Origin of the sequence: Baekduia sp., assembly GCF_035685985.1 — a bacterium.
Lineage (GTDB): Bacteria > Actinomycetota > Thermoleophilia > Solirubrobacterales > Solirubrobacteraceae > Baekduia.
In genome coordinates, this window is record NZ_DASRZV010000032.1 from 42349 (window position 1) to 63379 (window position 21031).

22 protein-coding genes are annotated in these 21031 nt (G+C 74.3%); 16 read left to right on the top strand and 6 right to left on the bottom strand.

Translation table 11 applies throughout. The annotated features are described in order from the left end of the window. Nucleotides 1–107 precede the first annotated feature (107 nt). The 3 genes from VFG42_RS21290 to VFG42_RS21300 are packed head-to-tail and all read left to right on the top strand — an operon-like array spanning nt 108 to nt 3171. Nucleotides 108–1190, top strand: a complete 1083-nt coding sequence (locus VFG42_RS21290) for a PspC domain-containing protein (protein WP_324910820.1) — start codon at nt 108–110, stop codon at nt 1188–1190. Next, nucleotides 1187–2482, top strand: coding sequence for a sensor histidine kinase (locus VFG42_RS21295; protein WP_324910821.1), 1296 nt, complete (start codon nt 1187–1189; stop codon nt 2480–2482). Before VFG42_RS21290 ends, VFG42_RS21295 begins: the two co-directional genes overlap by 4 nt. Further along, nucleotides 2479–3171, top strand: a complete 693-nt coding sequence (locus VFG42_RS21300; protein ID WP_324910822.1) for a response regulator transcription factor — start codon at nt 2479–2481, stop codon at nt 3169–3171. Before VFG42_RS21295 ends, VFG42_RS21300 begins: the two co-directional genes overlap by 4 nt. 150 nt (nt 3172–3321) lie before the next feature. On the opposite strand, the gene VFG42_RS21305 is transcribed toward VFG42_RS21300, so the two are convergent. Next, entirely contained in the window at nt 3322–4356 is a 1035-nt protein-coding gene (locus VFG42_RS21305) for an iron-siderophore ABC transporter substrate-binding protein (protein WP_324910823.1), read from the bottom strand. Nucleotides 4357–4432: 76 nt separating this feature from the next. Here VFG42_RS21305 and VFG42_RS21310 point away from each other — a divergent pair, with 76 nt between their 5' ends. Continuing rightward, nucleotides 4433–5695, top strand: coding sequence for a winged helix-turn-helix domain-containing protein (locus VFG42_RS21310; RefSeq protein ID WP_324910824.1), 1263 nt, complete (start codon nt 4433–4435; stop codon nt 5693–5695). 271 nt (nt 5696–5966) lie between these two features. Here VFG42_RS21310 and VFG42_RS21315 read toward each other — a convergent pair whose 3' ends face one another. Together VFG42_RS21315 and VFG42_RS21320 are read right to left on the bottom strand one after the other, a co-directional pair. Then, nucleotides 5967–6818: a TIGR03560 family F420-dependent LLM class oxidoreductase gene (locus VFG42_RS21315; RefSeq protein WP_324910825.1), complete on the bottom strand. Its 852-nt coding sequence runs from the start codon at nt 6816–6818 to the stop codon at nt 5967–5969. Between the two features lie 29 nt (nt 6819–6847). After that, nucleotides 6848–7156 carry a hypothetical protein gene (locus VFG42_RS21320; RefSeq protein WP_324910826.1) on the bottom strand — a complete coding sequence of 103 codons (309 nt, stop codon included), beginning with the start codon at nt 7154–7156 and terminating at the stop codon, nt 6848–6850. Between the two features lie 152 nt (nt 7157–7308). Between VFG42_RS21320 and VFG42_RS21325 the strand changes: the two genes are divergently transcribed. The 4 genes from VFG42_RS21325 (at nt 7309) to VFG42_RS21340 (ending at nt 11563) form a co-directional block, all read left to right on the top strand. After that, the gene (locus tag VFG42_RS21325; RefSeq protein ID WP_324910827.1) at nt 7309–8415 is read left to right on the top strand and encodes a DUF5655 domain-containing protein; all 1107 of its coding nucleotides are present in this window, start codon (nt 7309–7311) and stop codon (nt 8413–8415) included. 180 nt (nt 8416–8595) lie between these two features. Next, a complete protein-coding gene (locus VFG42_RS21330) occupies nt 8596–9141 on the top strand; it encodes a carboxymuconolactone decarboxylase family protein (RefSeq protein ID WP_349260447.1) in 546 nt (181 codons plus the stop codon). A gap of 11 nt (nt 9142–9152) precedes the next feature. Continuing rightward, nucleotides 9153–10019, top strand: a complete 867-nt coding sequence (locus tag VFG42_RS21335) for an RNA polymerase sigma-70 factor (RefSeq protein ID WP_324910829.1) — start codon at nt 9153–9155, stop codon at nt 10017–10019. Between the two features lie 38 nt (nt 10020–10057). Continuing rightward, entirely contained in the window at nt 10058–11563 is a 1506-nt protein-coding gene (locus VFG42_RS21340) for a hypothetical protein (RefSeq protein ID WP_324910830.1), read from the top strand. Here the strand turns inward: VFG42_RS21340 and VFG42_RS21345 are convergent. Beyond that, a complete protein-coding gene (locus VFG42_RS21345; RefSeq protein WP_324910831.1) occupies nt 11560–12894 on the bottom strand; it encodes a sigma-70 family RNA polymerase sigma factor in 1335 nt (444 codons plus the stop codon). The genes VFG42_RS21340 and VFG42_RS21345 overlap by 4 nt on opposite strands. A 130-nt stretch (nt 12895–13024) precedes the next feature. On the opposite strand from VFG42_RS21345, the gene VFG42_RS21350 reads away from it, so the two are divergent. The 6 genes from VFG42_RS21350 to VFG42_RS21375 all read left to right on the top strand — a co-directional run bounded on the left by VFG42_RS21350 (nt 13025) and on the right by VFG42_RS21375 (nt 17437). Further along, nucleotides 13025–13567, top strand: coding sequence for a hypothetical protein (locus VFG42_RS21350; RefSeq protein ID WP_324910832.1), 543 nt, complete (start codon nt 13025–13027; stop codon nt 13565–13567). 90 nt (nt 13568–13657) lie between these two features. Further along, nucleotides 13658–14488, top strand: a complete 831-nt coding sequence (locus VFG42_RS21355; RefSeq protein ID WP_324910833.1) for a tyrosine-protein phosphatase — start codon at nt 13658–13660, stop codon at nt 14486–14488. Next, a complete protein-coding gene (locus VFG42_RS21360; protein WP_324910834.1) occupies nt 14485–14799 on the top strand; it encodes an antibiotic biosynthesis monooxygenase family protein in 315 nt (104 codons plus the stop codon). The genes VFG42_RS21355 and VFG42_RS21360 overlap by 4 nt, the downstream gene beginning before the upstream one ends. An 87-nt stretch (nt 14800–14886) precedes the next feature. Next, nucleotides 14887–15573 carry a glycerophosphodiester phosphodiesterase gene (locus tag VFG42_RS21365; RefSeq protein WP_324910835.1) on the top strand — a complete coding sequence of 229 codons (687 nt, stop codon included), beginning with the start codon at nt 14887–14889 and terminating at the stop codon, nt 15571–15573. Nucleotides 15574–15689: 116 nt separating this feature from the next. After that, on the top strand, nt 15690–16385 hold the full coding sequence (locus VFG42_RS21370; RefSeq protein ID WP_324910836.1) for a TIM barrel protein: 696 nt from the start codon (nt 15690–15692) through the stop codon (nt 16383–16385). Continuing rightward, complete coding sequence (locus tag VFG42_RS21375; RefSeq protein WP_324910837.1) at nt 16385–17437, top strand: nucleotidyltransferase domain-containing protein; 1053 nt, start codon at nt 16385–16387, stop codon at nt 17435–17437. The genes VFG42_RS21370 and VFG42_RS21375 overlap by 1 nt, the downstream gene beginning before the upstream one ends. A gap of 17 nt (nt 17438–17454) precedes the next feature. On the opposite strand, the gene VFG42_RS21380 is transcribed toward VFG42_RS21375, so the two are convergent. Then, entirely contained in the window at nt 17455–18450 is a 996-nt protein-coding gene (locus VFG42_RS21380; RefSeq protein WP_324910838.1) for an SDR family NAD(P)-dependent oxidoreductase, read from the bottom strand. 61 nt (nt 18451–18511) lie between these two features. Here VFG42_RS21380 and VFG42_RS21385 point away from each other — a divergent pair, with 61 nt between their 5' ends. After that, on the top strand, nt 18512–19069 hold the full coding sequence (locus tag VFG42_RS21385; RefSeq protein ID WP_324910839.1) for an HhH-GPD-type base excision DNA repair protein: 558 nt from the start codon (nt 18512–18514) through the stop codon (nt 19067–19069). Next, entirely contained in the window at nt 19069–20004 is a 936-nt protein-coding gene (locus VFG42_RS21390) for an MYG1 family protein (RefSeq protein WP_324910840.1), read from the top strand. The genes VFG42_RS21385 and VFG42_RS21390 overlap by 1 nt, the downstream gene beginning before the upstream one ends. A 10-nt stretch (nt 20005–20014) precedes the next feature. Here VFG42_RS21390 and VFG42_RS21395 read toward each other — a convergent pair whose 3' ends face one another. Further along, entirely contained in the window at nt 20015–20917 is a 903-nt protein-coding gene (locus tag VFG42_RS21395) for an NAD-dependent epimerase/dehydratase family protein (protein ID WP_324910841.1), read from the bottom strand. Nucleotides 20918–21031 lie beyond the last annotated feature (114 nt).

Genomic DNA, 21031 nt, shown 5'->3' on the forward strand with positions numbered 1-21031 from the left:
GACTGGATGGTCAGGAACCGTACCCGGCGACGTCTCCGGGACATCCCGGAGACGCGTCCGGGCCATTCCGACTACCTCGCCGGCGCCTCGGCGTCGATCATGGGGCCATGACCGGTCCCGCCGTGCCCCCACCGCCCCCGCTGACCCGCGCCGCCCACGGCCGCTGGATCGGCGGCGTGTGCGCGGGCATCGCGCAGGCCCGCGCCGTCCCGGTCGCCGCGGTGCGCGTCGCGTTCGCGGCGGTCGCCTGCGTCGGGGGGCTCGGCGTGCTCGCGTACCTGGCGTGGTGGCTGATCGTGCCCGCGGAGGGGGAGGAGGACGCGCCGCGGGCACGGCCGCTCGCCGCGCTCGTGCTGGCGGGCGCCGGCGCGGTCGGCCTGGCGACGCTCGCCGCGCTGGCGGCGGCGGCCACGGTCTTCGGCCTGGGCTGGATCGTCCTCGTCGTGGCGGCGGTCGTGCTGGTCGCGGCCCTGGCGTCCTGGGAGCGGCTCGGCCCGAGCTGGGCGCTGCTGCCGGTCGGCGCGCTCGCGCTGCCGTCGGTCGCGCTGGCCGCCGGCGGCGTGCACCTCGCGCGTCAGACCGCCGACCAGCAGTTCGCGCCGCGCGCGGTCGCCGACTTCCCGGCCCACGGCTACCGCAGCGGGCTCGGCGAGACCGTGATCGACCTGCGCCGGACGCGGTGGCCGCGCACCGGCACCGTGGACCTGCGCATCGACGGCGGCGTGCGGCGGACGATCGTCGCGCTGCCGCACGGGCGCTGCGTGCCGGTGAGCCTCGACTTCGACATCCACACGTTCGCGACCCGTGCCGTATGGGTGCTCACCGGGCGCTCCTCGACGCTCTTCTCGGCCGTGTCGGTCTTCGGCAACCAGCGCTGGGGCGGCTCCGGGCACGTGATGTCGGTCAACGACCGCCACGCGCCCTTGACCTTGAACATCACCTTCACCTCGGCCGGAGGCGGCCTCTACGTGCGCGACTACCCCGACGACGTCGATCCCCGCGGCGACGTGGACTGGCCCGGCTTCCCCTACGGCTACATGCCCGCGCCCGACACGCGCGGCGAGAAGCGCGCGGTCGCCAAGCGGCGCCTGGCGCGCTGGCGCGTGGCCCACAAGGCCGAGGTGCGCCGCAACCACCGCGTCACCGCGCAGCGGCCGGGCCCGTGCGCGAGCGGGAAGGCGAGCGCGTGAGCGAGCAGGCGACCACGATCGCGCCGGCGCCGGCGCCGGCGCGGGGTCCGCGCGTCGCCGACGACCCGGCGTGGCGCGCCACGGCCGTGGCGGGCGCCGCGATGCTCGGCGGGCTGGCGCTCGCGCTGGCCGACGGCGCGCGCGGCACCGCGGCGGTCGCCGTCGCGCTGGCCGGCGTGGTCGTCGCCGCGTTCGTGCTGATCCCGCGGATGCTCACGGCGATCCACCGCCGGCCGGCGATCCTCGTGCTCGGCGCGGTCCTGGTCGTCGTCGGCCTCTGGTTCGCGGCCGCGACGCTCGGCTACGGCGACGTCGGCTCGCGGTTCTCCGGCTGGCCGGGCGCGAGCCTCTTCTCGGCCGCCGGCGACGTCGCCCGGACGCGCCTCTGGCCGCTGGTGCTGATGACGCTGGCGGCCACCGGCGGCGTGGTGCTGATCGCCGACGCGCTGCGCGACCGGCTCGGCCTGGCGCGCGACCGTCGGTCGCCGTGGCGGCAGATGACCGAGGGCGGCGCGCCGCCCGCGCCGGGCTTCCCGTGGCGCGCGGTGGCGGGCGTGCTGATGGTCGGCTGGGCCGCGTTCCTGGGCCTGGGCTTCGTCGGCGGCTACGTGCGGGCCGACCCGTTCCTGATGGTGTTGGTCCTCGCCGTGGCGTTCGGCGCGATCGCCGTGCTCGTCGGCGTGCCGGTGCTGATCGCCGCCCTGGCACGCAGCGGCCGCCAGGACGCGGCGCGCGCCGAGGACGCCGACCGCGCCCGGTTCGGCGCGCACCTGCACGACTCGGTCCTGCAGACGCTCGCGCTCGTCCAGCGCCAGGCGCACGACCCGTCGGCGGTCGCGCGGCTCGCGCGCCGCCAGGAGCACGCGCTGCGGGCGTGGATGGCCGGCGAGGCCGAGCTGGCGTCCGAGACGCTGGTCGCGGCGCTGCGCGACGTCGTCGCCGAGGTCGAGGAGGAGCACGGCGTGGCGATCGAGCTGACCGCGATCGGCGACCGGCGCCTGGACGCGGACGGTGCCGCGCTGACGGCCGCCGCGCGCGAGGCGCTGCGCAACGCGGTCCGCCACGGCGCGCCGCCGGTGGTCGTGTTCGCCGACGTCGGGCCCGCGGGCGCCGAGGTGTTCGTGCGCGACGAGGGCCCGGGGTTCGTGCTCGCCGACGTCCCGACCGCGCGGCGCGGCGTGCGCGACGCGATCGTCGGCCGGATGGCGGCGGCGGGCGGCCGCGCGACCGTGGAGTCGACGCCCGGCGAGGGCACCGAGGTCGCGCTGCGGCTCGGCGAGGGCCCGCGATGAGCGAGGCGCCCGACCGCATCCGGATCGTCGTCGTCGACGACCACCACCTGTTCCGCGCCGGCGTGCGCGCCGAGCTGGCCGCGTCCTGCGAGATCGTGGGGGAGGCCGCGGCGCCCGCCGAGGCGGTGGCGGTGATCGCGGCGACCGCGCCGCGGGTCGTCCTGCTCGACGTCCATCTGCCCGACGGCGGCGGCGTCGCGGTGCTCGAGGCGCTCGGCGCGCTGGAGCCCGCCGCCGCCGTGCCCGCGGTCCTGGCGCTCTCGGTCTCCGACGCCGCCGAGGACGTCGTGCCGATGATCCGCGCGGGCGCGCTGGGCTACGTGACCAAGACGATCGACACGGACGACCTCGTGGCGGCGATCCGCCGGGTCGCGGCGGGCGACGCGTACTTCAGCCCGCGGCTGGCGGCGTTCGTCCTGCAGGCGTTCAGCGCGCGGGAGTCCCAGCCGCCGGCGCCCGAGGACGACCCGCTGGAGGACCTGACGCCGCGCGAGCGCGAGGTGCTGCACCACCTCGCGCGCGGCTACGCCTACAAGTTGATCGCGCAGCGGCTGGGGATCGGCGTGCGGACGGTCGAGTCGCACGTGCGCGCGGTGCTGCGCAAGCTCCAGCTCAGCTCGCGCCACGAGGTCTCGCACTGGGCCGCGACGCGCGGGCTGATCGACGAGGGAGAGGAGGGGGCGCCGTGACGCCGCCCGCTCCCGAGTACCGCTGCACGGTCTGCGGCGCGGGGTGGAGCTACCGGGCGGTGCGCCACGTCGCGCGCTGCCGGGACTGCGGCGCGGGGCTGGTGCGGCCGGGGCCGGGGGCCGGGTCGGAGGCCGACGGCGCGGCGGGCCTCAGCGCGCCGCCATCTTCCGCGGCGCCTTCCCCGCGACCGCCTGTGCGAGCAGCGGCGTGAGGTGCTGGGCGACGTAGCGCAGCGACAGCGGCGTCTCGAAGTACATGGCGCCGCTGAGGATCGGGTCCGTGAACACGGCGCGATGGTGCTTGACGGCGTCCAGCGGCCCGAACGTCGGGATCTTCATGAGGTTGTCGACGTCCGCGGGCTTCTCGGTGGCGAAGACGAGGACGTCGGCGTCGATGACGTCGAGGCGCTCGGCCGAGATCTGCGCCTGCGTGCCCGGCCGCGCCAGCGGCTTGATCTTGGGGTTGACGGTGAAGCCGAGCATGTCCAGGAACTCGACGCCGAGGCCGGGCGGATAGACGTACAACTTGCCGTCGTAGAACGCGTTCTGGCTGAAGGTGACGGTCTTGTCCTGGAACTCGGGGTGCGCGGCGAGCGCGTCGGCGAACTCCTGCCTGACGCCGGCGATCAGCTTGGCGCCCGCGTCGTGGCGGCCGAGCGCGTCGGCGATCAGCTGGGTCTGGACGTCCCAGCGCGAGAAGTACAACGTGCCGCCCTTGGGTCCCGCGATCGTCGGCGCCAGGGCGGACAGCTTCTTGTACATGTTCTTGTCCATCCCCGAGTTGGTGCCGACGATGAGGTCGGGATGGAGCTTGGCGACGGCCTCGACGTTGATGCCGTCGTCGGCGTGCAGGACGGTCGGCTGGGAGTCGCCGAGCGCGGCCTGCGCCCACGGCCAGGTCGCGTAGGGGTGGTCGCCGTACCACTCGGTCACGCCGACCGGCTTCTCGCCGAGCGCGAGGAGCACGTCCTGCTCGGTCGCGCCGACCGAGACGATCCGCCGGGGCGCCTTGGTGACGGTCGTGGAGCCGTAGCGGTGCTCGACGGTGGCGGGGAAGGTGGACGGCGTGGCGTTCGTGGCCGTGGCGCGGGCGGCGGGCGCGGCGGCCGAGTCGGTGTCGTCGCCGCCGCATGCGGTGAGCAGCAGGGCGAGCACGGCGAGGGCGGCGGGGAGGAGGCGGCGCATGAGTTAGGGCACCCTAACACGAGGGTTGGGCGGGAGCGGGTCCGGCCCGTGCGGCAAGATGGGACGCCTCCCCGCCATGTCCGCATCTCCGTCTTCGTCTCCCCAGCGTCGGCGCCCCGCCCGTCGTCGCGAGAAGCTGTCGTCCGCCGAGGCCCGCCGCGTCGCGCTGGCCGCCCAAGGCTTCGCCGAGCCACCGCTGGGCCGCGCGGTCGACACGCGCGCGCTGCGCGCCCGGGTCGTCGACCGCGTCGGGCTGATCCAGATCGACTCGGTCAACGTGCTGCAGCGGGCGCACTACCTGCCCGCGTTCGCGCGGCTGGGCGCCTACGACACCGACCTGCTCGACAAGTTGTCGCACTACGCCCCGCGACGGCTGTTCGAGTACTGGGGCCACGAGGCGTCGCTGATCCCGGTCGAGCTGCATCCGCACCTGCGCTGGCGCATGCGGCGCGCCCACGACGACGCCTGGGGCGGCATGCGGCGCATCGCGCGCGACCGGCCCGAGCTGGTCGCCGCGGTCCTCGACGACCTCCGGGCGCGCGGGCCGCTGACCGCGTCCCAGCTCGGCCATCTCGACGAGCCGCGCGCAAAGAAGGGCCCGTGGTGGGACTGGTCGGACGTCAAGCGCGCGCTGGAGTTCCTGTTCTGGAGCGGTGAGATCACCAGCGCGCGGCGGCGCCGCTTCGAGCGGCTCTACGACGTGCCCGAGCGCGTGATCCCGGCCGACGTGTTGGCGGTGCCGACGCCGCCGGTCGAGGAGGCCCAGCGCGAGCTGCTGCGCGTCGCCGCGCGATCGTTGGGCGTCGCGACCGCGACCGACCTGCGCGACTACTTCCGGCTGCCGGCGGTCGAGGCCAAGGCGCGGATCGCCGAGCTGGTCGAGGCGCAGGAGCTGCTGCCGGTCGCCGTCGAGGGCTGGGCGCAGGACGCCTACCTGGCGCCGGGGGCGCGGGTGCCGCGCCGCGTGGACGCCCGCGCGCTCGTCGGCCCGTTCGACTCGCTGATCTGGGAGCGTCCGCGCGTCGAGCGGCTCTTCGGCATGCGCTACCGGATCGAGATCTACGTGCCCAAGGAGCAGCGCGTGCACGGGTACTACGTGCTGCCGCTGCTGCTCGGCGACGAGCTGGTCGCGCGCGTGGACCTGAAGGCCGACCGCGCGGCGAGCGCGCTGCTCGTGCAGGCCGCGCATCTGGAGCCCGCCGGGGCGTCCTCGCCGGGCGCGGTCGCCGAGGCGTTGTTGGAGCGGTTGCGCGCGATGGCGTCCTGGCTGGGGCTCGACGACGTGGTGGTGGTCGGCGCGGGCGACCTCGCGCCGGCGCTGCGCAAGGCGTACGGGTAGCCGCTGCCGATCGACCCGCCGACGGTCACGCCCGACTGCGGCACCCGCCTGGTCAACTACGAGGTCCAGCTCAGCGCGACCGGCCGCGCGGTCGCGATCACGCCCGACGCCCTGACCGAGGGCAGCGGCATCCGGGAGAAGATCGGCTACGACAACTGCAAGCTGATCACGCCGGAGAACGTGCTGGAGGGCTCGTGGCCGGCGGCCACCGGGCGGCGACGACGTCGATCGACTGGAAGCTGACGTTCACGCGCGTGGGAAAGGTGCGCCGCTAGGTCGCCTGGGCCGCGAGCGCCGGCACCAGCTCGCGGCCGATCCGCTCGACGAGCGCCAGGTCGCGGTGGTCGAGGTGCTGGACGAAGGCCCGGGCGACGCCGAGCCGCTGGTGGTCCCGCAGTTGGGCCAGCAGCGCGTCGTAGCCGCCGTCGGGGACCGGGCCCATCGTCGAGAACGGGATCGGCTCGCGGCCGGCGGCCGCGCACGCGGCGTCGATCCGGGCCTTGCGCTCGGCGATCTCCTCGGCCGTCGGCATGACCGTGTTGTACTCGTCGGCGTAGCGCGCGGCCAGGCGCGCGGCGCGCGGGCCGGCGGCGCCGCCGAGGATCAGCGGCGGGTGCGGTCGCTGCACGGGCTTGGGCTGCGCGTCGAGGTCGGTCAACGTGTAGTGGTCGCCCTCGAAGGTGTAGTGCTCGTCGTCGCCCCAGTGGCCGTCGTGGACGATCGCGAGCTGCTCCTCGAGCACGTCCATGCGGTCCTTCATGGAGGTGAACGGGAAGCCGTAGGCGGCGTGCTCGACCTCGTGCCAGCCGGTGCCCAGGCCCAGCTCGATCCGGCCGCCGGAGACGTGGTCGGCCGTCGTGGCGAGCTTGGCGAGCACCGACGGATGCCGGAAGCTCGCCGGGGACACGAGCGTGCCGAGCCGCAACGTGGTGGTCCGCGCGGCCAGCGCGTTGATCGTGCCCCAGGCGTCGAGCGCGCCCCGCTCGCGGTGGCCGGAGACCGACACGTAGTGGTCGGACCGGAACAGCGCCTCGATCCCCGAGGCCTCGCACGTCTCGGCCAGCGCCACCCAGTCCGCCCAGGTGACGTCCTCCTGACCCTCGATCATCAACGCGATCCGCATGACCCACGTCTTAGCGGATCACGCGCGCCCTACGGCTTCTTGTACGTGAAGACGACCGTCTGCTTGGAGCCGGACCTGCCGCACAGGTACGTCTTGCCCGTCAGCCGGCACGTGAAGCCACTCGCCTTGAACGACACCTTGCCGTTTGCCTTGCCCGCGACGGCCTTCGCCGTCTTGCAGTCGACTTTGAAGCCCCTGATGTACTGCGCCTTGCCACCGTTCCTCGTGTCAACCGTGCCGCACTTGTTGGTCTTCGGAATGCCCGCGCCGTGCGCAGGCACGGCGGCGACGGCCAGCGCGGCGGCGGCCAGGAGCGGAACGGCGGTCCGGGTCGTCATAGACACGACCGTACCTGATGGACACCGGGTGCGGGAGCTTTCGGTCCGGGGGAGTTGCTGCCGGTGGGCAGCGAGCCCGCGCAGCGGCGCGCAGACCTGACGACCTTTGCCGCTCCGCCAGTCGTCTGCAAACGCCCGTACGATGCGGGCCCGTGGCGCTTCCCGACACCATTGCAAAGTCGCTTGAAACGGTTGCCAAGCTCAAGGCCGGCGGCGCAGGTAACGAGGCCAACACGAAGGCGCTGCTGATCGAGCCGCTCGTCGCGGCGTTGGGGTGGGACCCCGCCGACCTGGATCACGTTCAGCGCGAGGTCAGGGTCTTCGAGGGCACCTTCTTGGACTACGCGCTCAAGCTCGACGGCCAAGCGCGCGTGTACGTCGAGGCCAAGGGCCTCAGCGAGAACCTGGACGACAAGAAGTTCATCGCGCAAACGCTCAACTACGCGAACAACGACGGCGTTGTCTGGTGCGTGCTGACCAACGGCTCGCGGATCAAGGTCTACAAGACCAACGAACCGGTGGCGATGGATCGCAAGCTGCTCTTCGAGGTCGACCTTGCCGACGCAGCGGAGACCGCTGGTGAGAAGGCCAAGCTCCTGCGACTGATCTCGCGAGAAGCGGTCAGCGCCGGCGATCTGGACCGCTTCGGCGAGCGTGTGTTCACGGACGGGCGCGTGCGTCAGGCATTGGCCGAGCTTGCGATCGATCCGCCGCAGACGATGGTCGACATACTGACGGCTCGGATCGGGCACCCGGCCGTCCCGGCTGAGGCGCTGAAGCGCAGCCTCGCGAGGATCCTCGACGCGCCGGTCACCGCGGTCCCCGAGCCCGACTCCGGCGGCCCGGCCGGCCGGAGCGTGGCCTCTCGGCTCGGACCGCCTGCGCCGCCTAGAGGGCAGGAATACGATTTGGGTGTTCACCTCGACAACAAGAGCGCGTTGATCAAAGACGTCTTCGCCGAGGTCAACGCCTTCGGTCTCTCGCTGGGCGGTGACGTGACGCGTCGGGTCCGGAAGCTCTACATCGGCTACTTCCGTGGCAAGCGGTCGTTCTTCACCATCGAGCTTCAGCAGCAGCGGGCCGTCGTCTACCTGGCGCTCGATCCGGATCGCGCGCGGCCTTGGAACGACGACGTGATGCGCGATGTGCGGAGCATCGGCCACTTCGGCTTGGGCGACACCGAGTACTCCGTGCGCAACGTCGATGTTCTGGCCGACCTCAAGAGCCTCATCCAAGTCGCGTACGACGCCCGTGGCTAGCGCTCGCGACGGCGATCGGTGAAGACGGGGTCGTCGCCGTTGGCCGTGGCCGGGCGGCGGTCCTTTCGTTTCCTGGTTGTCATAACGCCGATTAGCGAGCATTGATCCCGCGAGGAAGCCCTTCTCCCACGGCTTGCGGATCCGATGTCACGCGCTCGCGACGGGCGGTGTCTCCTGTGCATGACACCGCGTATCCCGAAGGTCGACCTCGGTGAGGTCGGAGAGAACATGATCGAGCGGTTCGGGTTCGTGCCCGCGCCGACGGAGGTGGCGTGGCATCACCCGGAGTTCGGCGAGGCCGCGACGGCGTTCGGCGGTCAGGTCGCGAGTTGGGACGCGGCTGACGAGAGCCTGAAGACGTTCGCGCACATGGCGGTCGCGGCTCGGGTCGGCTGTGCCTGGTGCTTGGACTTCAACTACTTCCAGGCGCTCCACAAGCAGCTGGACCTCGGCAAGGCCAGCCAGGTGCCGCGTTGGCGCGAAGCGGACGTCTTCACGCCGCTGGAGCGCGACGTCCTGGAGTACGCCGAGGCGATGACGGCCACGCCGTCGGCGGTGACCGACGAGCTGTCGGCGCGGCTGCTCGACGCGCTCGGCCCGAAGGCGCTGGTCGAGCTGACGGCCGTGATCGCGTTCGCGAACCTGTCGACCCGCGGCAACGTGGCGCTGGGCGTCGAGTCGCAGGGCTTCTCGTCGGCGTGCGAGATCCCGCTGGCGGCGGCCTAGCCTCGATCGCGATGACCGCCGACCCGTTCGTCACCCACCGGCCGCTGCTGTTCACGGTCGCCTACGAGATGCTCGGGTCGGCGGCCGACGCCGAGGACGTGCTGCAGGAGTCGTGGCTGCGCTGGGCCGACGTCGACCAGGCGCGGGTGCGCGATCCGCGCGCGTACCTGGTCCGGATCGTCACGCGCCAGGCGCTCAACGCGCTGCGGTCCGCGTCGCGGCGTCGCGAGGACTACGTCGGCGAGTGGCTGCCCGAGCCGCTGCTGACCAGCCCGGACGTCGCCGAGGACGTCGAGCTGGCCGAGAACGTGTCGATCGCGATGCTGACCGTGCTCGAGACGCTCAGCCCGACCGAGCGCGCGGTGTTCGTGCTCGGCGAGGTCTTCGACCTGCCCTACGGCGAGATCGCCGCGGCGACCGGCAAGAGCGCGGCGGCCGTGCGGCAGATCGCCCACCGCGCGCGGGCGCACGTGGCGGAGCGGCGGCCGCGGATCCGCGTGGAGCGCGACGAGCAGCAGGCCGTCGTCGATCGCTTCCTCGCCGCGCTGCGCACCGGCGAGCTGCAGGAGCTGATGGAGGTCATGGCGCCCGACGTCGTGCTGATCGCCGACGGCGGCGGCGTCGCCGCGGCGGTGCGCGTCCCGGTGCGCGGCCACGACCGCGTGGCGCGCCTGCTGGCGCGCGCCGGGCAGCTGCCCGAGCCGGTGCGCACCTCGCCGCTGTGGCTCAACGGCGCGCCCGCGGCGTGGGTCGAGGTCGGCGACGAGACCGGCGCCGTGAGCGTCGTCGTCGAGGACGGCCGGGTCAGCCGGATCTTCCTGATGCGCAACCCGCGCAAGCTGACGCGGCTGCAGGAGCCGGCCGACCTGGCCCGGTGATCGGTGGCCCGGCCGCGCGCCGGGTACGGTCCCCCGCCATGCGCCTCCTTCGGACGCCGCTGGTCGCGGCCGCGGTCGTCGGGCTCTCGGGGTCGTGCGTGGGCGTGTCCGCGGCCGGGGCGACGACGCGCCTGGTCGGTCCCGGACACGCGTACGCCAAGCCGTGCCAGGCGATCGCCGCGTCGGGGCCGGGCGACGTCGTCCAGATCGACGCCGCCGGCAACGGCACCTACGACGGCGACGTGTGCGCGTCGAGCGTGACGCACCTGACGATCGAGGGCGTCAACGGGCGCGCGCACGTCGACGCCGCCGGCCACAGCAGCGGCGGCAAGGCGATCTGGGTGCTGTCGGGCGTCGGCACGGTCGTGCGCGACGTGGAGCTGACGGGCGCCCAGGTGCCGGACGCCAACGGCGCCGGGATCCGGCTGGAGGGCGGCTCGCTGACCGTCGTCGGCTCGTCCTTCCACGACAACCAGGAGGGCATCCTGGTGAACAACGTCGCGTCGATCGACCTCACGGTCGACAGCACCGAGTTCGCCCGCAACGGCGCGGGCGACGGCCAGTCCCACAACATCTACGTGGGCAACATCCATCACTTCACGATGCGCTACAGCTACTCCCACGCCGCCCAGGTCGGGCACCTGGTGAAGTCGCGGGCGGCGATCAACGACATCATGTACAACCGGTTGACGGAGGAGGGCGGCACCGGCTCCTACGAGCTGGACCTCCCCAACGGCGGGCTGACGCGCGTCGTCGGCAACGTCATCCAGCAGGGTGCCGCCACCGAGAACTCGACGCTGCTCGCCTACGGCGAGGAGGGCGCGTCGAACTCCGACTCGCGGCTGACCGTGGTCGACAACACGTTCGTCGACGACCGTCCGGCCGGCGGGACCGCGATCGCTGTCGCCGCCGGCGTCGGCAGCCCGGCGGTCGTCGCCAACAACGTCGTCGTCGGCGCGACGACGTTCGTCACCCAGGCCGGGGCGCGGCTGAGCGGCAACTGCCAGGTCGCCGACCCGGGGTTCGTCGACCGCGCGGCCTACGACTACCACCTGCGCGAGACCTCGCCGTGCCGCGACGTCGCGAGCCCCTCCCCCTCCGGCGGCCTGCCGACCGAGCAGTACGTCTACAACTTGGGTCACGAGACGCGTCCGGTCCACGGCGCGCCGGACGCGGGCGCGTTCGAGTGGGCGCCGTCCGTCCGTCCTCCCCTCTCGATCGCCGCGCGGCACGTGCGCAAGGACGGCAGCATCCGCCTGACCGTCGAGGTCGCCGGCGCGGGACGCCTCTCGGCGAGGGCGACCGCGCGGTCGGGCGGCAAGTCCATCACCTACGCGAGGGGCGCGGCCCGCGCCACGTCCGCGCGGACCCTCACGCTCACGCTGAAGCCGACGCGCTCCGGCGCCCGCGCGCTGCGCCGCCGGCACCGCCTCGCGCTGAGGATCGCGGTCTCGCTCGAGCCGACCTCCGGCACGACGACGACCACGACCCGCGGGACGACGCTCGCGCTGCGCCGGGCCAGGACCGGCGTGCGCGCGGGCTAGCCGGCGGCGGCGTCGGCGCCCGAGGCGGCGCCCGCGCCCGCCGCGCCCGTCGGGGCGGTGGCGGTCTCGGTGGCGTCCGCGCCCTGGCCCTCGGGGCCGCGGACGACGCGCGCGGAGGGCGCGTTCGCGCTCTCCGCGCGGATGACCACGGCCGGCGGGACGCGCTTGGCCGGGACGTTGGACGTGGACGTCGTCGGGCGCGCGACGGTGACGGTCGTGCCGGTGGCGATCGACACCCCGCGCCGCGCCGAGCCGTCGGTCAGCGCGGTCCCGGTCCCGGTCGCGGCACCCGTGGTCGCCGTGCTCGCGGTGGCGGTCGTGGTCGCCGCCGAGGCGACGGTCCCCTCGCCGCCGGCGGTGGCGCCCGTCGACACCGGGCGGCCGCGGTGGTGCGTGCGCCGCGGCACCGGCGACGCCGCCGGCCGCTCGGCCCTCAGCACCGCGCCCGCCACCGCGGCGCCGCCGCCGACGCCCACGAACGTCGAGGTCGCGACGGGCGCGGCGGCGATCCCGCCGGCCAGCGCCGTCGCGCACGCTCCCGCGCAGACCTTGGTGGCCAGCGTCACCTGCGGCTCGTGGCCGGCGATCGCGAACACGTACTCGCGCAGGCGGCTCAGGACGAGCGCCGGCGGGCTGAGGATCGCCGCGTGCAGGCGCCTCCGGCGGCGCGCCCGCCGATGCAGTCGCGAGCAGTCGCGGCAGGCCTTCACGTGGCGGCCCGCGTCGGCGCCCAGGCGCACGCCGCGCTCGGTCGCGTCCAGCATCTCCGCCCGGATGTCCTCGCAGCGCAGCTCGTCGGCCGTCAGGCGCTCGGTCAGCGCCCGGCGCCCGCGCGCGACCAGCGACTTCGCCGCGGCCGCGTTGACGCCCAGCGCGTCCCCGATCTCCTCGAGCGTCCGGCCCTCCAGCGCGCTCATGCGCAGCGCCTCGCGCTGGCGCTCGGGAAGCCCGCTCCACACCGTGACGACGCGGTCGAGCTCCAGCGCGCGCAGCACCGCGCCCTCCGGGCCCGGCACGACCGCCGATCCCTCGTTCAGCTCGGTGGCCGGGCGCTCCCGGCGCACGAGGTCGACGGCGCGGCGCCAGGCGATCGTGTGCAGCCACGCGCGCACGTCGTTGGGCGACCGGTCGGCGGCGCGCAGCGCGCGGTGGGCCGCCATCAACCCCTCCTGCACCGCGTCCTCGGCCAGCTCCGGCCGGCCGGAGCGGCGCGCGACCCAGCGCACCAGCGGGGCACGGTGGCGGTCGACCAGCTCCGCGAACGCCTGCTCGTCACCCAGGCGCGCGCGGCGCGCGAGGTGACGGTCTTGCTCGTCGTCGATCGTGGACATCCACCGATCAGTCGGGTCGTCCGGGAGAAGGTGTCGCATGTTCGGGACAGATCCTGTCGGTTGGAAGACACCGGTGGAAGGCGCGCTACCTCTACTTCCCACCGACCGACCAGGGGGCATGAACAAGATCATGTCCCCTTCCACCCTGCGCCTCGCGCTCGCCGCCGGCGCGGCCACGCTGGCCTTCGCCGGGACGGCGAGCGCCGACGACCAGGTCGTCAACGCCACGACCGACGTCGGCAACGACCCCGTCTCCTACAGCATCTCGGTGCTCGACGCCTCCGGCGCCACGGTCTCGACGCTGGCCTGCGACTGGGTCGGCGCGCCCGGCGACGACGACCACGCGTGCCTGGCCTGGGCCGGCGACCTCGGCCCGACGATCGACGCGATCCAGGCGGCCGGCGGCGTGTCGTCGGTGACGCACGTGCTCGCGCCGGCCCACCAGGTCGACGCCACGACGCGGATCTCGCCGCGCGCCGACGGCACCTGGCTGATCCGCACGACCGGCGTCAACGAGGACGGCCCGCTGCACAACGGGCGCGTCTGCGACCGCGGGGGCCGGCAGTGCGTCAGCTGGGACGCCGACGGCGAGGCGCAGGCGGCGAAGCACATCAAGCGCGCCGCGCACAAGCTCCAGCTGAAGAAGAAGCACCAGCTGAAGCAGAAGCGCTAGCTCGATCCGAGGACCCCACGCGCGTCATCGTCGTGACGGCAACCGCTTCGTAACAGCATCGTCGCGGGAGCTGTCGAAATAGTGGATGACATGACGCGCGTGGATCTCCATCTGCACCTGCTGCCCGGCATCGACGACGGCGCCCCGGACGAGGCCACCGCGCTGGAGCACGCGGCGCGGATGGCCTCCGACGGCGTGCACGCCGCCACGGTGACGCCGCACGTCGGCTCCCCGTACTTCGACGTCGAGATCTCCGAGATCCACGACCGCTGCGCCGACCTCCAGCGGGCGCTGGACCGCGCGGACATCGCGCTGCGCCTGGAGCCCGGCGGCGAGGTCTATCCCGGCGCCGCGGCGGACCTCAGCGCCGTCGACCTCGACGTCATCGCCCACGGTCCCGCCGGCGCCCGCTGGGTCCTGGCCGAGGTGCCGTTCGCGGGCGTCGACGACGCGTTCGCCGTCGGGCTGGCCGAGATCCGCGCCCGCGGCTTCGGGATCGTCATCGCCCATCCCGAGCGCGCCACGGGCCTGCTGACCGACGGCGGGCTGGCGCGGCTGCGCCCGGCGCTGGAGGACGGCGCGGTCCTGCAGGTCAACGCCTGCTCGCTGATGGGCCGCCAGGGCCCGGAGGCCCAGAAGGCCGCGCGCCGCCTGGTCCGCTCGCGGTTGGCCTACATCATCGCCTCCGACGGCCACCCGGGCACGCGCGGCCACACGCTCGCCGAGGCCGAGTCGGCCGCGATCGCCGCCGGCGCCTCCGCCGCCCAGGTCGTCCAGCTCACCCAGGCCAACCCGCGGTTCCTGCTGCGCCACGGCCTCCCCCGCGTCGACGCGCCGCTGCCGCTGCGCGCCGACGGCCTGCGCCGCGCCCGTGACGCGGCCCGCCGCCTGCGCCCCGGCGTGCGAGGATGCGCCGGGTGAGCATCGTCAAGATCAACGCCATCACCGTCCCGCGCGAGCGGTTCGACGAGTTCGCCCAGCGCTTCGCCTCGCGCGCGGGCAAGGTCTCCGCCGCCGAGGGCTTCGAGGGCTTCCAGCTCCTGCGCCCCAACGACGACCGCGACGTCTGCCTCGTCGTCACCCAGTGGCGCTCCGAGGAGGACTTCCGCGCCTGGATGACCAGCGCCGACTTCGCCGCCGGCCACGCCCAGCACCGCTCGTCCGGGCCGGTCGGGACGGCGTCGGAGGTCTGGTCCTTCGACGTGCTGGAGACCGAGACGCCAAGCGCGTAAGCGCGTCGGGCGCCGGCGCGCGTCAAAAGCCGGACCGTCAGCGGCTCGGGTCTTCAAAACGGGCATCCCCGGGGCGATCATGGGGTCATGACCACCACCGTCGCGCCGGGGCGGGTGAAGCGGGTCGGGCACAAGGGCGCCGGCCAGCTGGCTCCTGGCAACACGGTGGCGAGCTTCGAGGCGGCGTTGGCGGCCGGCGTCGACGTCATCGAGTTCGACGTCCTCTGCCATCGCGGGGAGCTGCTGCTCGCGCACTCGTCGCTCGACGCCCGGCGGCGGCGCTGCCTGACGCTGGCCGAGGGCCTGGCGTGCCTCGCCGATCCGCGATACGCGCGCGTGCTGTTCAACGTCGACCTCAAGCGCCCGGGCTACGAGGCGCGGACGGTCGACCTGCTGCGCGCCGCCGCCGTCCTGGAGCGCTGCCTGTTCTCCTCCCAGTTCGCGCGCTGCCTGGACCGCGTCAAGCGCGTCGAGCCGACCGCGCGCGTCGGCATCAGCGTCGGCGGCTGGCTGTCGCGCCGGCGCCATCGCTGGAACCGGCGCGTCGTGCCGCGCATCGAGGCGGCGATCGTCTCCGGCCGCTTCGACTGCCTGATGGCCCACCACCGCCTCGTGGACTCCGACCTGGTGGCGCGGATGACCGCGTCCGGCGGCGAGATCTACGCGTGGACGGTCGACTCCCAGGTCGCGATCGAGCGGCTGCTCGGCCTCGGCGTGACCGGGATCACGACGAACGACCCGCGCCTGTTCCGCCTTCCGGCCGGTCCAGGGTGATCCGGGCGACGCGGTCGGCGACCGCATAGGTCATCGTCTCCACGACGAACTTCTACCGGTGATTGCGGGGACTCCGCCGAAGGGCGTCCGAGCCGTCGCCTAGGCTCGGACGCCGCATGATGCCGTTGTCCGCCCTGAACGAGACCCGTCCCTTGCTCGCCCACCATCCGATCGGCGCGTCGACGGGGTTCATGGCGGACGAGCGCGGCGACTGGCCGGCGTTGGTGGACGCGGCGGCGGAGCTGTCGCCGTTCACGGCGGAGCTGGCGGCGCTCAGCGAGCTGGAGCTGCCGGGCCTGCTGGCCTACCTGCTGTCCGCGGGCGACGAGCTGCCCGCGTTCCGCTACCTCAGCGTGCACGCGCCGAGCAAGGGCCTCAAGCTCGCCGAGCCCAAGTTGGTGGACTCGCTGCAGCGGCTGCCCGCGACGGTCGACGCGATCGTCGTGCACCCCGACGTCATCGACGACCCGGGCGAGTACCGCCGCCTCGGCGCGCGCCTGGTGATCGAGAACATGGACACGCGCAAGGGCGCGGGCCGGACCGCCGACGAGCTCGCGCCGCTGCTGGCCGAGCTGCCGGACGCGGGCCTCTGCCTCGACGTCGCCCACGCCCGCGACGTCGACGCGTCGATGGACGGCGCCCACGCGCTGCTCGATCGCTTCGCGGACCGCCTGCGCCACCTGCACGTCAGCTCGCTGGACGACGCGGGCCACCACGTCCCGCTGACCGTCGAGGACGAGGCCGCGTTCGGCCCGGTCCTCCGGCGCTGCCGCGACGTGCCCTGGATCCTGGAAGCCCCGCTGTCGGCCTGATGTCCGGCGACGGCGCGGCCTCGGCGCTCCAACGCCTGGCCGCGCACGGCGGGGACGGCTTCCCGCACCTGATCGCCGCGCGCGAGCGCACCGACGCGGGGCTGGCGGCGCTGCGGGCCCGCTTCGCCGCGGCGCGCGCGATCGGCGGCGAGGCCGCGCTCCCCGCCGGCGCCTGGGCGGGCGGCGCGCTGCCGGCCGACGCCGCGGTCGTCCTCTTCGGCTCCTGGGGCCGCGGCGAGCTGACGCAGGGCTCCGACGACGACTGGCTGCTGCTCGTCGACGGCCCGCCGCGCGACGGGTTGGACGCCGCCGTCGCCGCGGTCGCCGGCGTCCTGGGCGGCGAGCGGGCCGGGCCCGGACCGCAGGGCTCGTTCGGGACCGCGGCCTTCGGCCGCGACCTCGTCGAGCACATCGGCCTGGAGGACGACGACAACCGCAACCTGACCCAGCGGATGCTGCTGATGCTGGAGTCGGTCCCGGTCGTCGGCGACGACGTCCACCGCGCGGTCTGGCAGCAGATCCTGGACCGCTACCTGTCGGAGTCGCGCACCGACCGCCGCCCGCCGCGCTTCTTCCTCAACGACGTCATGCGCTACTGGCGCACGATCGCCGTCGACTTCGCCGGCAAGCACCGCGAGACCGACGCCAAGTGGGGCCTGCGCAACGCCAAGCTGCGCACGTCGCGCAAGATGCTCTTCGCCGGCGGGCTGGTCCCGATCCTGCGCTGCCACGCGCTCAAGCACGCCGACGCGGCCGCGTTCCTGGCGCGGCAGCTGGCGCTGCCCGCCACCGATCGCGTCGCCGACGCGTTCCTGGCCGCCGGCCAGCACGACGCGGGCGTCCGCTGCCTGGGCGCCTACGACCGCTGGACCGGCATGCTCGGCGACCCCGCCGTCCGTGACGAGCTCAGCGCGCTGGACCGCGAGACCGCGTCGGCCTCCCCCACCTTCCGCGAGGTCCGCCGCCTCGCGGCCGAGCTGCAGAACGGCCTGCTGGCGCTGCTCTTCGAGACGCCGCTGGCGCCCGCGTTCCGCGAGTACGCGATCTTCTAACGGGACGAGGCCTACAACTACCGGGTCGCCGCGAACGCGTCGACGCCGGTCAGCTCGGCGCTGACCTCCCACAGCCGCGCCGCGGCCTCGGGGTCGCGGGCGTAGGGCTCGACGCCGCGGTAGCGCGCGCCGCGCTCGTCGTCGGGGTCGGTCGGCGCCGCGACGTCGCAGTCCTCGCAGTACACGCCGCCCAGGCCGTCGAGCCGCGGCGACGTCGCCGCCCAGACCGTCGTCGCCGCGCCCTGCTCGGGCGTCTTGAAGCGCGTCTCCTTGATGTTGCCGTCGGCGTCGATCCAGCCGAAGTCCATCATCTCCTCCCGGGAGAGATGGCGCTGCAGCGGCGTGAGGATGCCGCCCGGGTGCACGGCGAACGCGCGCACGCCGGCGTCAGCGCCGAGCTGGTCGAGCTGGAGGGCGAACAGGCTGTTGGCGGTCTTGGCCTGCCCGTAGGCTTGCCACTTCTCGTAGGGGCGGCGGTCGAACATGATGTCGTCGAAGTAGACGAGCGAGCGCTTGTGGCCGGAGGAGGAGAGCGCCACGACGCGGGCGCCGGCGGGCGCGGCGCGCAGCGCGGGCCAGAGCAGGTTGGCCAGCGTGAAGTGCCCGAGGTGGTTGGTCGCGAACTGGGACTCCCAGCCCGGCCCGACTCGCGTCTCGTGGTTGGCCATGATCCCCGCGTTGTTGATCAACAGGTCGATCGGGCGGTCGCCGTCGAGGAAGTCGGTGGCGAACGCGCGCACGCTGTCGAGGTCCCCGAGGTCCAGCGCGCCCACCTCGGCCTCGATGCCCGCCTTCGCCAGCTCCTCGCGCGCCCGCTCCGGACGCCGCGCGGGGACGACGACGGCCGCGCCCGCGCCGGTCAGCGCCCGGGTGGTCTCCAGCCCGATGCCGGAGTAGCCGCCGGTGACGACGGCGAGCTTGCCCGACAGGTCGATGCCGGAGAGGACCTCGGCGGCGGTGGTGCGCGGGCCGAGGCCCGAGCCGATCGGCTGCTGCGGGGTGATCGGGGTCATGGCTCCGAGCCTAGGACTTGGAGCGCGCTCGAAGTCAAGCGGTGGGTACGATCGGATCACCGTGCCCGACCGCCTGCACTTCACGGCCGACGACGCCGCCAACGAGCTCATCGCCCACGATCCGTTCGCGCTGCTGATCGGCTTCGCGCTCGATCAGCAGGTCACGGTCATGAAGGCCTTCGTGGGGCCGCTGGCGCTCAAGGAGCGGCTCGGCGGCAAGCTCGACGCCGCCACGGTCGCCGACGCCGACCTGGACGCGATCTTCCGGATCAAGCCCGCGATCCACCGCTTCCCGGGCTCGATGGCCGAGCGCGTGCACGACCTCGCGGTGCACGTCCGCGACACCTACGACGGCGACGCGGCGCGCGTGTGGACCGAGGCGCGCGACGCCGACGACCTCCGGGCGCGCCTGGAGGCGCTGCCGGGCTTCGGCGAGATGAAGGTCAAGTCGATCGGCGCGGTGCTGGCCAAGCGCTATGGGTTGGAGGTCGCCCGGCCGCTGGTGCCGTGGCATCCGACGCTCGGCGACGTCGACTCGGCCGCGGCGCTGTCCGAGTACCAGGCGCAGAAGAAGCTCCACAAGGCCGAGTGGTCGCGCGCGAAGGCCCCCACGGCCTGATGCGGGTCGCCACGCACCCCGGCGGCTTTCACGCCGACGACGTCTTCGCCGTGGCCGCGCTGCGGCTCGCCCATCCCGACGAGCAGATCGAGGTCGTCCGCACGCGCGACGCCGCGCGGCAGGCCGCGGCCGACGTGCGCGTCGACGTCGGCGGGCGCGACGACGCGTCCACCGGCGACTTCGACCACCATCAGAAGGGCGGCGCGGGCGAGCGACCCAATGGCATTCGGTACGCCTCGTTCGGGCTGGTGTGGCGGGCGTTCGGCGCGGCGATCTGCGGCGGCTCGCAGGAGGCGGCCGACGGGATCGACGAGCGCCTCGTCCAGGGCGTAGACGCCAACGACACCGGTCAGACCATCATGGAGTCCTTGGTCGACGGCGTGCGGCCGATGACGGTCAGCGGCGTCGTCGGCGCGCTGAACCCGTCGTGGGACGAGCGGCTCGACCAGGCCGAGGAGGACGCGCGCTTCGCCGAGGCCGTGGCGGTGGCGCAGGGCATCCTCGAGCGCCAGGTCGCGGGCGCGGCCGGGTTCCAGCGGGCGCGGGAGCTGGTGCGCGCGGCGATCGCGGCGGCCGCGGCCGACGGCGGCGACCCGCGCGTCGTCGAGCTGTCCTCCAACATGCCGTGGCGCGAGACGATGGTCAACGAGGCGCCGGACGCGCGGCTGGTCGTCTACCCCAAGTCCGACGGCTGGGGCATGGTCGCGGTGCCGGTCGCCCCCGGCGCCTTCGACAACCGCATGGACCTGCCCGCCGCGTGGGCCGGGCTGACCGGCGACGAGCTGGCGGCGGCCACGGGCGTCGACGACGCGCTGTTCGCCCACACGGCGCGGTTCTACGCGTCGGCGGGCTCGCGCGAGGGCGTCCTGGCGCTGGCGCGCGCGGCGCTGGCCGACGCGGACGGCGAGGCCGACAGCGCTGACGCGGCCGCCTAGCCCGCGCGCCTCAGGACGGCGAGCCCGCCGCGCTCAGCCACGCCCACGTGTCGGCGACCGTCTCCGCCACCGGGCGCGTCGTCAGGCCCGCCGCGTGCGCCTTCTCGACGCCGATGTCGTGCAGCGCCGCGGACTCGTGGTCGGGCGGCAGCCAGATCGGGACCTCGTTCCACGGCTCCCCTTCGACCTCCTCCGGCGGCGTCCAGACCAGGCGGGCGCCGCCACCGGTCACGTCGCGGGCGCGCTCCAGCAGCGTGCGCATCGTCGCGTGCCCGCGCCGGGAGACCACGTTGTAGGGGCCGCTCAGGCCGGCGGCGATCCCGTCCAGCGCGAACGCCGCGAGGTCGCGCGCGTCGACGAGCTGCAGCGGCAGGTCGGGCGGTCCGGGCGCGATCACGTCGCCGCCGGCGGCCAGGCGCGTCAGCCAGTACGGCAGCCGGCCGACGTCCTCGTGCGGCCCGAGCAGCAGGCCGAGCCGCAGGAGGAGCGCGCGGTCGGCGCCGAACGCCGCCTCGACCGCGATCTCCGAGCCGCGCTTGAGGTCCCCGTACCCGTCCCCGGCGCCGTCGACCAGCGGCGCGTGCTCGTCGGCCCCGGGCCGCGGCGGAGGCGCGTAGACCGAGCAGGAGGAGACGTAGGCGTACCGCTCGACGCGCCCGGCGAGGACCGCCGCGATCGCCTCGGTGGCCGCGGGCGCGCCCTGCCACGTGTCGACCACCGCGTCCCACGTCCCACGCGCCAGCGGCGCGAACGTCGTCGGATCGAGGCGGTCGCCGACGATCCGCTCGACCTCCGGGTGCGTCCAGGCACCGCGGCCGCGGTTGAACGTCGTCACCGCCCAGCCGCGCGCGACGGCCGCCTCGACGACGGCGCGTCCGGCGAACGTGGTCCCTCCCAGCACGAGCAAGCGCATGCGCCCACTCTAACGCAACCGGACGGTTGCGCTACCGCGACGCTGAGGACCGGCGACGCCCCGTACGCCGCCGGTCACCGCGAAGGAGTGCAACGCGCTCAGCGGTGTTGCAGC